At 36.4% G+C, this 12,766-nt stretch carries 9 protein-coding genes and 1 pseudogene; 8 read left to right on the forward strand and 2 right to left on the reverse strand.

Annotation, left to right across the window (positions count from 1 at the left end; all coding sequences use genetic code 11):
• Window positions 1–11 precede the first annotated feature (11 nt).
• Both CIL03_RS08490 and CIL03_RS08495 read left to right on the forward strand, forming a co-directional pair.
• Window positions 12–713, forward strand: coding sequence for a hypothetical protein (locus CIL03_RS08490; RefSeq protein WP_094885402.1), 702 nt, complete (start codon window positions 12–14; stop codon window positions 711–713).
• A 453-nt stretch (window positions 714–1,166) separates the two neighbouring features.
• On the forward strand, window positions 1,167–2,132 hold the full coding sequence (locus CIL03_RS08495) for a DNA/RNA non-specific endonuclease (protein ID WP_094885403.1): 966 nt from the start codon (window positions 1,167–1,169) through the stop codon (window positions 2,130–2,132).
• Between the two features lie 514 nt (window positions 2,133–2,646).
• On the opposite strand, the gene CIL03_RS19815 is transcribed toward CIL03_RS08495, so the two are convergent.
• A complete protein-coding gene (locus CIL03_RS19815; protein WP_165767920.1) occupies window positions 2,647–2,817 on the reverse strand; it encodes a hypothetical protein in 171 nt (56 codons plus the stop codon).
• Between the two features lie 44 nt (window positions 2,818–2,861).
• Between CIL03_RS19815 and CIL03_RS08500 the strand changes: the two genes are divergently transcribed.
• From CIL03_RS08500 to CIL03_RS08520, 5 genes are all read left to right on the forward strand, one after another.
• Window positions 2,862–4,109, forward strand: coding sequence for a RecT family recombinase (locus tag CIL03_RS08500; RefSeq protein ID WP_094885404.1), 1,248 nt, complete (start codon window positions 2,862–2,864; stop codon window positions 4,107–4,109).
• A gap of 6 nt (window positions 4,110–4,115) precedes the next feature.
• A complete protein-coding gene (locus tag CIL03_RS08505) occupies window positions 4,116–4,871 on the forward strand; it encodes a hypothetical protein (protein ID WP_094885405.1) in 756 nt (251 codons plus the stop codon).
• Window positions 4,872–4,952: 81 nt separating this feature from the next.
• Complete coding sequence (ssb, locus tag CIL03_RS08510; RefSeq protein WP_094885607.1) at window positions 4,953–5,363, forward strand: single-stranded DNA-binding protein; 411 nt, start codon at window positions 4,953–4,955, stop codon at window positions 5,361–5,363.
• A gap of 93 nt (window positions 5,364–5,456) precedes the next feature.
• Window positions 5,457–6,176, forward strand: coding sequence for a PD-(D/E)XK nuclease family protein (locus CIL03_RS08515; protein WP_094885406.1), 720 nt, complete (start codon window positions 5,457–5,459; stop codon window positions 6,174–6,176).
• Between the two features lie 233 nt (window positions 6,177–6,409).
• On the forward strand, window positions 6,410–7,597 hold the full coding sequence (locus tag CIL03_RS08520; protein WP_094885407.1) for a M14 family zinc carboxypeptidase: 1,188 nt from the start codon (window positions 6,410–6,412) through the stop codon (window positions 7,595–7,597).
• A gap of 1,530 nt (window positions 7,598–9,127) precedes the next feature.
• On the opposite strand, the pseudogene CIL03_RS08525 reads toward CIL03_RS08520, so the two are convergent.
• Window positions 9,128–9,708, reverse strand: a pseudogene (locus tag CIL03_RS08525) (lipoprotein BA_5634 family protein).
• A gap of 664 nt (window positions 9,709–10,372) precedes the next feature.
• Between CIL03_RS08525 and CIL03_RS08530 the strand changes: the two are divergent.
• Window positions 10,373–12,724, forward strand: coding sequence for a nitric-oxide reductase large subunit (locus tag CIL03_RS08530; protein WP_094885409.1), 2,352 nt, complete (start codon window positions 10,373–10,375; stop codon window positions 12,722–12,724).
• Window positions 12,725–12,766 lie beyond the last annotated feature (42 nt).

Consider the following 12,766-nt stretch of genomic DNA (forward strand, 5'->3'; position numbering starts at 1 on the left):
GAGTGAGAAATATGTCCAGCCCATTTTCTTTATCTAATGATTGGCAACTGAATTGGAGACGTATACCCTCTAATTTAAACAGACCAGCTTATATTAATGGAGAATCACCGAAAGAAAACAAAGCTTTAAAGGCTTTAGCAGCGGTAGGCATAATCGGGGGAAGGCAACTCTCCCGATTATTTGCCTTAGATAAAAAACGATTGCGTAAAATGGTCAGGGAACAAAAACTGGTCCGCCATGAAATGACACTGGATAAAATGATTATTCCTATCTATTCGCTGGGAACAGTAGGTGCAATCATTGCGGATGCACATGGTTTTAAAATCAACTATTGGGTCGAATATCGGATACAGGATGTTTTAAAACGTATTTTGTTTTTCGAACTGTATCATCATTTTCCTGATTCAGCAATAATACCAGCCCCCGAACCATTTATAGGTGTTATGAAATATAAAAAGAATCCATTGTTCGTTTATGTGACACGTGGGGATATAAATGATCTATTAATGTTTTTGAAATGGCAAAATAAAAGCTTTTCAGACCGGATTATCGTAATCACGGAATCCCTCAAGCATCTGCAATCGCTAAAGGTTCATATAAAAAATAAAAAAATCCGAATGACAACTGATGAAGAGTTGCTTCACAAGAAATGTAGTATTCAAAATCTGTTTTACTTTTTAGATGATAACGGAGAATTTGTTAAAGAGGCATAATTAATTGTGTGTAAAATACACATTTTTAGCAGGAATACAAGAGACCATTAACTGTAATGGTGGATTAAATACTAGCCATTTCTTGAGGGGGATTCTCAAAGCAATTGGTATTTGCTAATTCCAATTTTTCTAATGATGACTCGTCTTTATAAAATGCTAGAAAACCATTAATTTCTTCACTTCATTATATAGCTTCTGAATTGCTCTCATCAAAGGAAACTTACATTTTTTAATAAATTATGACGAATTGTTCTGGAAAATGCTATTGAAGTTGTTTTATGTGGTAAAATTCAACTGTTAAAGTAATGGATAATGAAGGAGGCAGGTAGAAGAACTAATGGGTCCTTTTTTACTCTTTCTTTTGATTATTTTAATAGTAGTAATGTTAATCTATGTTAACATTCAGAGATTTTTAGAATGAACAATATGAAACTATTATAGGAGAGTCCAAAAATGAAAAAGAAAATGAACTGTTTAATCTTACTTTTAACGATCATCTTTATGGTTGGTTGTACCAACGTAGAAGATACATCCAATACAGATGTAGAAACAGATTCACAAGAAGTAACCGCAGTTGAAACAAATAAAAATAATGAAAAAGAAGAAACTGTCACTACGGTTGTAGATGAACCAGTAGTAGAGGAAACTCCGAGTGCTCCAGTTGCGGAGGAAACACAAACCCAACCAAATAATGAACTGTTCTCAGGATACGAACTTATTGAAGTTGATGGTGGTGATTTGTCTGGTTACCGTGAACCTAACGTTGTCGTTGACATTGGATATGGGGACCGTGAATATTGGGCATTTACTAATGAGCACGGACAACTAGTACGTGTCATTGCTGACGAAATCATTCTACAAGATGACAGTAACGAACCTGTTTTATCGTCTGGCAGATACTATTCTGATGAGGCAAAGGTTCCTGGCGTCGAAAGTGACGTTTTAGATGAAGGACATATCATTGCTGATTCTCTCGGAGGGGTATCGAATGCTTATAATATTACCCCACAAGAAAGTACTCTCAACCGACATGGTGATCAAGCTTATATGGAAGACGCGATCCGTAGCGCTGGTGGAGCCACTAATTTTGAAGCAATTATCACATATTCGAATACGGAAACGCAGATTCCTTCAAGTTATCAGTATACCTATACTTTAATGGGTAACGAGATCGTTGATACATTTGACAATGTGAACCCTGATGAAGTAAACGCATCACTCGGTATAACAGATAGTGAGCCATCCGATTCGACTAGTTCAAACACAAACGGTGATATTTCTAGTGTTGATACAAACGGTAATGGACAGGTGACGATTAAAGAAGCAAAAGAAGCAGGTTATAGTATGCCAATAACGAGTGATCATTGGTTATATCCCTATATGCGCGATAATGATAATGACGGTATGGTGGGTGAGTAAGCCCCTAATGCTGAAAAGGGTATTTGGAGCATGGAAGGATATGTTACGAAGGATGGCTTTCTCTACTATGATTGACAATCAAATGATATTGGAAATGACGAGGATCATCAAGGAGATGCACCATATTCTGGAGAATTAAAATATGATTTAACTGGACCGGACGTGACTGTGGTGACTTTGATATACAACCAGGAGCACAAGCATTTTATGAAGCTGCTGGTGGACCAAAACAAGATCCAAATCGTTTAATGGGGATGGAGACGGGAAAGTGTGTATAAGCCTGCCAGCTTCCTGATTAGCGAATTTGCAGAGTGATGTTCTTGACACCCGTTAAAAGATTTGCTATTCTGTCAACAAGTATTTAAAGACATTTAGTCATCTTATTGGTGAAAGTCGTTACACCTTCGTTTATGAAGGAGACCCGACACAAAAGTTTTTGTTTAGACAAAAACAACTATCCAAAACTCTGGATTCATTTTTAGAGATATGGAACGGTGTGTTTCACTAAAAGAGACTAGGCCAAGCCAGTTTTATACTCAAGATTATTAAAAGCCAATGGATTCCCAAGTGGAATTTGTTGGCTTTTTTGTATTTTAAATTTGAAAGGAGTGATGCCATGGTTTAACAAAATTTTTCTTGTTGAATTAGCATCCACTAAAATACCGATGGTTTTTTTATGAGTCATCGGTTTTTTTCGTGGAAAAAATTTAAAGGAGAGGATAGTGAAGAATGGAAAAGGCAATTAATTTTTCAAACAATGAAAAGTCCTTGATCTGGAACAGATTTATCGAACCAGCCAATGGAACACAGGACGAAGCACAACACTTCGTTGAAGTCTGTGAGCAATTTGGATTAAATCCATTGTTGGGAGATATTGTTTTTCAAAGATATGAAACGAAACGTGGTGCAAAAACGCAATTCGTAACCACGAGGGATGGATTGTTGCGTGTAGCCACTCGCCAACCAGGATATGTCGGACCACCGAATGCGAATGTGGTTAAAGAGGGCGATGAATTTGAATTTCTTCCTGCAGAAGGTACAGTCAAACACAGATTTGGAACCAAGCGAGGAAAAATACTTGGTGCTTATGCGATAATGCAGCATAAAAATCATAATGCTGTTGCTGTGTTTGTGGACTTTGCAGAGTATTTCAATGCAAACAGTGGAAAGCTGAATTCTAAATATGGCAATCCAAATGTATGGGATACCCTTCCAAGTTCAATGATCGTGAAGATTGCCGAAGTTTTCGTTTTACGTCGCCAGTTTCCTCTTGGTGGATTGCATACACAGGAAGAAATGGGGATGAGTGAATCGATTGAAAATGTGGAAGCAACTCCATTCGATGAGTCTGTTCAACAACCCCAAAATCAAAGTGAGAGCCAATTAGCTGGGACTGATGAACGGGTTGAAAATGACGCAGTTACAACTATGAAAAATGTAATTGTCAAAGGATTTGAAGTAAAAACAAGTTCTAAAAATGTCCCATACGGTTTGCTTAAGGTTCAAGGTGAAAACTCTGCTGAAACAGTAAATGTTTTGGTCAAACAGGATAATCTCATTGATTCATTAAAACAGGTTCCAAAAGGGGCAACCTTGAATCTGGCAATCTATCAAGAAAATGATTTTAATTTCCTGAAAGGGATTCAATCAGAAGAATCTAATTCTACCAATGAACACCAGAATAAAGCGAACCCCCAACAGGGAAAAACAAGAGAAGAATCGTCAAAGGGTTCTAGTGGTCAAGTTTATGAGGTAATGATTCAAAAAGTGGAATTTGGAGAAAAAGCATCAGGCAAATTCGCTAAGATTGCTGGAACAATTGAAGGAAATTCGGTTCTAATAATCGCACGCGGCGATGATGCAGTCCAAAAAGCTAAAGGACTCAAGCAGGCAAGCACTGTTTCCCTAGCATTAAATAAGGAAAATGGCTTTCTTTTTCTTGTCGATATAATTGAACCTAGCCAACAAGCAGGGTAGTTTAAAATGTTGCCTAACATATTGGATGTTGCTTTAGCATATGACTTGCAATTTAATCCCAAAACTTATGGCAAAAAGGAATCTTTAGCTAAATGTCCCTTTTGTAAAGAAGACTCAAATAAGAGAAAGAAGTTCTATCTTTCCCTGAATATAGATTATCAATTGTACAAGTGTTGGTATTGTGCAGAATCAGGTGGGGTGTTGGATTTTGAAGCGAAATTAAGTGGAAGGTCATTTACCGAAGTAAAACAGAAATACTTTGGTAAGTGTCAAACACCAATTCACCCAGCATTTGGACTGGATCCATACCAATTGGAGAAAATCGGCTGGAAAGAGTATAAAAGAAAGTCATTCAAAGAGTTCCAAGAGAAGAAAGATGAAGTATTTCAGGACTGGGAAAATTATGTGAAGAAAGAGTTGGTTAGAAATTATGCGCTTTTCATGTGCATTGCCCATTTAGAAAACCAACTGGAAAGACGGAAAGAATTACTGATTTGGTTTATCAAAAGATGTTGGGATTCAACGGTACCAAACATGTATGAAATGATTCAGGATGAGTTCCTAAAACCTGAATATGCTCGGAAGGAATGGGCAATAGAAGGTATGGAAATAGGGCGTGCTGCATGGAAGGCATGTATTAAAACGATGGATTTTGAAATTGAAAACCTACTCGTTTATGTAATTTTCGCAGATTACTTTTATAGAGAAAATAAAAAGGCACATCCCAATAAGGAACGTGCTACACAAAATCATTTAGCTTGATTAAGTATAACAAGCTGAAAATATAAAATCAATAATAAGGAGAGTGTATGAACAGTGAATAACGTACAATTAATTGGAAGAATGACGAAGGATGTAGAAATGAAGTATACACAAAATGGAGTTGCGGTTGCTGATTTTACACTGGCAGTTAACCGCCCATTTACAAATAAGGAAAATGTGCAAGAGGCAGATTTTATTCGCGTTCAGGTATGGAGAAAACCTGCTGAAAATACTGCTCAATACTGTGGGAAAGGTTCTCAGGTTGGTGTGACAGGACGTATTCAAACCCGTTCATTTGAAGGACAGGATGGGAGGAAGGTTTTTATTACTGAAGTAGTTGCTGATAACGTGCAATTCCTGGATACAAGAAATAATGGTTCAGGAACAAGTCAACGAAGCACTGACCAACAACCATCCAACAATTCACATGCAAATTCTTACGTTGGACAGACTCAGCCTATGGATATTGATGATAGTGATTTACCGTTTTAAAATCTTAAAAGCTATTAAGAGGGAGAGAGCATAGGGCTATCTCCCTTTTTTAATGGTTGAATGCTTGAAATGTCTTTTAAAAGAGGTGAAATAATGATATTTTCTTTTTCTCGATTAAATCTTTACGAGCAGTGTCCTTATCGATTCTACAACAAGTACATTCTTGGAAAACAGGAACCGGTAACACAGCCATTGGCATTAGGAAAAGCTGTTCATAAGGCAATTGAAGATAAAATCAAAGGGGTACCACATGATGAAGCCGTTTTAAATGGATATGCTGAAGCAGATTTTCATGAAGACATTAATCAGGATGATATTTCTGCTTTAGTAAATAAAGCACCTATTCATCCAAACATGGGCGAAACAGAGATTTACTTTAAACTCCCATTATCTACGGAAAAAGATGTTCCATTAATCCAAGGTTATATTGATCTGTACCAGCCAAATGGTTCAATTACCGATTGGAAGACAAACCGTATTCCATATGATGTATTGGACAGTAGACAAGTGGCACTTTATAGTTGGGTAATTAGCCAATTAAAGGGATTGGATTTTGTGGAAGGTAGTTATTTCTTTCTTCGATTTAGGAAAAGAAGCAGTAATATATTTACCTATGAAGATATGGATCAAGCAAGGCAATGGGCTTTAACTACCGCAAATGAAATTAATAACAAATTGGAGCTGCTAGAAATATTTACAGACGAAACATTAAAACTATTCCAGGCTGAACCATCCAGATTATGTGGGCACTGTCCTTTTGCTTGGGAATGTATAAATAATAATAGTTTTATAAAAACACTGCATGGTAATTGATCTATGTAGTGTTTTTATATTGCATTTATGACCTGTTAAGTAAGTTAACAGCAACAATAACTAGTGCTTTCATATAGGTTCCATAAACCTAATATTTGAAGAGTTGTTAGGGAAGAAGTTTCGATATGTCAAAAACTGTAGAGTACGTTAGATTCATTTTTAAATTATCTGCAGGAAAACGGTATAATTAAAAGAATAGTTTTATATATAAATAAATTTATGGAGGCGTTATGATGAAGGGCAGAGGAAAGTTTGCACTGTTAAGTGGGGCAATTTTATTAGGTGCAGGTATGTTAAATCCTATAGTTGATTCACCAGTTGTTTCAGATGCGTCAGAAATTAAAAAACCACCTATTTCAGGTTTTATCAGTCATGTTGAACTAACCAGAACACTTAAACAAATTGAGCAAACAAGTAATGGTAACGTTGAAGTGAATGTAGCAGGTTATTCAAATCATGGCCGCGAAATTTATAAGGCAACAATAGGTTCAGGTGATAAAGTTGTGTTAATCCAAAGCGAAATTCATGGAAATGAAAAAGCTGGAACAAAGGCATTGATAAATATAATTAAAAGGATTGGCAAAAATAACTCTCCCGAAATGAGACAGCTAAGAGAGGAACTCACTATTGTGGCAATGCCAATGATTAATCCAGATGCAACCGAATTAAATCGTCGAGGAAATGAAATGACATGGGAGGAGGTATTACAGCAATTCCCGCAATTGGAGGGTGTAGCACCATCTTGGAATTATTATACGTACACCAACCAGTATTGGGATTATACCTCTAATCCGGGTTTTGATGTGAATCGTGACTTTAACCCTGACCTAGATTATGTACCACAACCAGAGGATTTCCCAAATAATTCTTCAGAACCGGGATGGTTTATTACACCAGAAGCCCAAACCGTTCGAGATGTCTATAAAGATTTGCAAAATCAATTTGGTACTGTGGATGTATTTATGGATTTACATCACCAAGGTGAATATGTCATTGAAGGAACGGATGATCCGGTTACATTATCTTTATCTGGCGTATTTGTACCGCACCCTGATACACCAGAGGGCGAAAAATATCAAGAATATGCGGATGATTATAATGTTGACTTTTCTAAGCAATTAAATGTTGCTGCATACGATGCCCTGCAGCAAATGGGTAATTCACCATTTGGGAATATTTCACTGTACCCGCAAGACTTGGATTTACCAGGTACAGCTCTCGGGTCTTTTGCTTTAAATGGTAGTGGTGCTGTTATATTTGAAGTAACTGGCCAAACACAGAACTTTGGCCAAAAGAAAATGGGGCAGTTGATTAAGGGAATTGAAACTGGACTATACGGTATATTTAATAGCCTGGCAACAGATGAGGTCTATGACTTGGATGTTGAAGATTATGATGATATTCCATTAACAGATAGGTAGTTCATTTTCAAAAAATTAAATTGCGAAAGATGGGTGTCGAAAAATAACTATCCTTTTATTCAGGTATTATTCTCCAACGCCTCTTTAAGAAAGTAAATAAATAAATGTAAAGTGACAATAAAGTTATTTAATATTAAAAACTCAAAATAAGCATAACCCCGTTCATAGGACGGGGTTAAAATAAGTTGTTTAACCATTGATGTAAGATACTTCATTGTACTTAAAAATATGACAATAAAGTCGTTTGAAAATTTAAGTTTTATTCTACTATCACACCCAATCGTATTGTTGAGCTCGTTATTGATGCCGAACCATCTTCCAGATGATAATTTATAATAAAGATTGATAATTTGAAATAAAGATCGATAATTTATAATAAAGTTTGATACAATTACTTTGACGCTGATAAGCTGGATTGCGACAATTCAACAATCGGGCCAGCGCGACAAGTTCTGCTATAAGCGTATTTAATGCGAAAGGCAGGAAGTTTACGAGTTAAATTTCAACTTTACAACGGAGGATTGGAATGATGGAACCAAGTTTCCTGAAACAATCCCATCAAGATTCCTGCGTGCGTCATGAATGACAGTTCATGGGGTTCGAAGCAAAGGTAGAGTCGGCAGAAGGAAGGCTAAAGCCATTCCAACGGAAAAGGTATGTTAACTAATATGCCGGATGGCTGAAAAACTAGATATGGTGAGAATGTTCCAATTGGAGCGGACTGACAAACTTCCGAAATTAAGGGTCTAAAGATTGAACATAGTATAAAGCTATGTCCCAACTAACGTTGGGGTGAGTGGTGTAGAGTAAAACTTGGCCCTCTGAAATACGCTATACCGAACAATGGCGGTATCATGCTCACAGGCTTAAAGAAAGCACCTACGTTCAGTACAGATAGCTACGTTGTAAGGGACTTGGAAAGCAAGGAACGTTGGAACAAGAGCTGTCACTCGAAACGTTTGCTATAAGGTATATACCGAAAAGCATTTATCCTTGTGAGGGTAGGGGTATGACCAAAGAATCTTCTGTAATGGAAGTGGAGGAATAGCCCCAAGTCTAGCGAATGGAACGGTGGTTTTATAAGCGTGCATCGCACCGATCGGGTAGGAATGTGTGATTTTACACAGTGCGAGCTTTTAAACAAAAGGTATTTGGATGTGGCCTATTTGTTTGAAGGCAACGAGTAACTTATCATCATAGTACATCTTGTTAGATGGAGCGCCGGATGCTGGGAAATTAGCACGTCCTTGGTGTGGAGCAGGGGAAAAGCCGGAGATTACATCAAACGCTTACCTATTGCTGACGATTGTTTAAAAAGTAAAGTTTGTAGAGCAAAACAGGTAGAAAATGATCAAACTTTTTTATAAAACAGAACTTAAATATTCTAGGTGAAAATTCATTTTGTTTCAAAATGGATTCTTTTTATCGTAAAATGCCGACTTATGAGGTATTTTTAATCAAACTTTTACAAAGCAACATTTAATGGAAAAAAGGGTCTATCTAAATGAAATAGAACCTTCCCTATTTTAGTCATTTATTGTGATAAGCTGAACTTTTTTCAACTTCGAATTCTGGTAATTTTTCAGCTGGGTCTTTATCATATTCTATAACACCCATAGCTTTTTCTTTTCCTTTCAAAGCAGACCATTTATCATCACTTACGACTAAGAACATGTCCCCATAAGCTCTCCCATTACGATATTCCCCTCATTTGATACTGATAATGGCTGTCCATCAATTGTAACCTTGTTTACATCATCTTGTTTGGTAAAAAGAATACTTTTATCCTTCAATTCTGGTAATGATGAAATTGGTTCTGATTCGTCACCCTTTACGACTTCATTAAACAATTCTTTTTCAACAAGAGCCTTTGCCGTAGTTTCATTAAAAATTAAAATTTGTTGACCATGATCTGTCGCTATTTTAAATTTATATTCATTTTTTTCTTTTAGATCATCCTTTTCTTGTTCAAATACTTCTGCAACCTGATTGTGGTCTCCATATAAGATCACTCCATTTGCTTTTTCAAACATCTCTGTTATAGCACTGCACCTCGTCATCAACGATCCTGCAAAAACGGCCGTTAAGCATACACTTAGTAATTTTTTCATTTTATTCAAGCTCCTTATTCAATAATTTATATGAATCATTCTAGTTAATAGCTGAATGAGTGATTTTTTCTTAATTAAATTGATTTAATTGGTTTGCCACCCGTTTGCCATCTACCAAAACTCCGATAACAGATGTAATGATTTCAATGGCTTTTTTCATGTTCAACTCACTCCCTTAATAATTATTGGATGTCCTTGCTGTAGATTTCATTATAGGAAAAAAGCTATTTCTTATCCATCTATCTAGATGACACCTATCTTACAGTTTTGTAAGAAAGAAATTTTCTTTAGTGATAAGACTAAACGCAAAAAAGCCCATGAATGAACATGAACTTAAAAGTTAATATGTTAATCGTTTTTCTTATAAAGACAACTTTCGTTAAAGTATGATCACATCTTATTCTTTGATAAATAAAGTTCCAATAATCTTTCTTGCTGAATATCTATTTTCTAATTTTAAGAAACTATTTGTTTTTGTGAACAATAAATGACATTAATAACTGGGTAACCGTATTCATTAGAAAAACGTGACGGAAATCACAGAATTATATAAGGAACTGTTGGATAGTTATGGTAAAGGATGGCTATTGCAAAGCTTCCTTTTGTGGTTACTTATTTGTAGATTCATTTCTACTTAAAATATAAATTAGAAAGGGTGATTAGAATGCTAAGAAAGAGTAATCGTTCACTTAATTCCCAAGATAATAAGGCAACAACTACGAATGGGCTATTAAAAACGATAGTGATTGTTACATTATTACTTAGTTTTACAGCACTTATTGTTGGTGGGTATGGGATCTTTAAAGGCCAAGCACCAACCCCAATGGAAGTAGTTACACCAGACAGGGAAGTTATCATGACAGAAGATACCATTAAAGGAGGGCAGGCAGTCTTTCTAAAATACGGGCTAATGGATTATGGAACTGTGCTTGGAAATGGTTCCTATATGGGACCTGATTATACCGCCGAGGCATTGAAAGTATATACAGAAGGAATGCAGGATTATTATGCTGAATTAGATTATGGAACAAAATATATAGATTTAGATGAGTCAGAAAAGTCAATTATAAATGATCGAGTTATTAATGAAATGCGAGAAAATAGGTTTAAAAAGGATGAGAACACCCTCTATGTTACCGGTGCACAAGTATTCGGTGTTGAAAGAGTTGAAGCATATTATCGTGATATTTTCACAAATGGGGACGGATGGGGATTGGAAGCAGGACTCATTCAGGAGTCACATCTTCCAGAAACTGATCGTACCTATGTTGCTGAAGGAGATCAACTGGAACAAATCTCACATTTCTTTTGGTGGACAGCATGGTTATCAAGTACAGAACGAATTGGAGATGAAATAACCTATACGAACAACTGGCCATATTATGAAGATGCTGGAAATACAATGTCTTATTCAGCAATACTATGGAGTGCGGTAAGTGTAACAGTACTTGCAATCTTTATCGCAGTTATTTTGTATTTCTTCTATAGATATCATTTTGGGATGCAACCAGCATTTACGAAAGGTAATTATCCAGAATATGATTTGAAAAACAAAAAGATAACTGTTTCACAAGCTAAATCCGCTAAGTTTTTCTTGCTAGTTGTGATTATGTTTTTCATACAAGTAATGTTTGGCGCATTGCTTGCTCACTATTACACAGAACCGGATACATTTTTCGGAATAGATTGGATTTATGATCTATTACCATTTGGAGTTTCAAAAGGGTTTCACTTACAGTTAGCTATTTTTTGGATTGCAACCGCATGGCTAGGTTTGGGAATTTATTTAGCTCCGAACGTTGGCGGTATCGAGCCAAAACGTCAGGGATTATTGGTAGATATCCTATTTTGGGCACTGGTTATAGTCGTTTGTGGTTCCATGATCGGTCAATGGTTAGGTGTCAACGGATATCTTGGAAACTTATGGTTCTTATTAGGTCATCAGGGATGGGAATATTTAGAACTAGGCAGATTATGGCAATATGCACTGGTAGCTGGTCTCGCTATATGGTTATATATTTTATATCGTGGAATTCATAATGGATTGAAAAAGGAACGGGATAAAGGTGGTTTAATTCACTTGCTATTTTATGCATCAATTGCCGTGCCAGCCTTTTATATCTTTGCATTCTTTATTAATCCAGAGGGAAGTTTTACGATGTCCGACTTCTGGCGGTGGTGGGTTGTCCATTTATGGGTAGAAGGGATCTTTGAAGTATTCGCCATTGTTATTATTGGATATATGCTTGTTTCGATGAAGCTAGTAACAAAAAGCTCCGTAGTTCGGATGCTATACTTCCAGATTATATTATTGCTTGGCACAGGTGTATTGGGAATGGGTCATCACTATTATTATAATGGCTCACCTGAAATATGGGTTGCTGTTGGTGCGGTATTTAGTGCGCTAGAAATTATACCCCTGACACTTTTAATATTAGAAGCCTATGAACAATATAAGATGCTAAAAGCCGGTGGTGTTCATTTCCCATACAAAATGACGTTCTGGTTTTTAATTGCAACATCACTATGGAACATTGTTGGGGCTGGTGCAACAGGATTCCTAATCAATCTTCCAGCTGTTAACTATTTTGAACATGGTCAACAGCTAACCCCTGCTCATGGGCATGCTGCAATGATGGGTGTATATGGTATGTTTGCAATAGCAGTACTTCTATACTCGTTAAGAAATGTTGTGAAACCAGAAAAATGGAATGATAAATGGATCAAAGCCTCCTTCTGGTTATTGAATATTGGTTTGTTTGGAATGGTCTTTGTTGCTCTAATGCCAATTGGATTTATTCAACTGAAAGAAGCTTTTGTGAATGGCTATTGGTCATCACGCACTAGTGATTTTCTGCAGCAGGATATTATACAGAATTTACTACTAGTTCGCGCTATTCCAGACACCATTTTTATTGTAGGGGTAGTTATCTTAGTTGTTTTCTGTGTGAAAGCAGTATTTAATTTAAAAAAACCTGCTTATAAAGGCGGGGATACCATTCCGGAAGATGAATAATAATTTTATAGACAAAAGAGGTAACTGAATATGGTTACCTCG

Source organism: Virgibacillus indicus (assembly GCF_002266285.1).
In the GTDB taxonomy this organism is placed as follows: Bacteria; Bacillota; Bacilli; order Bacillales; family Amphibacillaceae; genus Virgibacillus_K; species Virgibacillus_K indicus.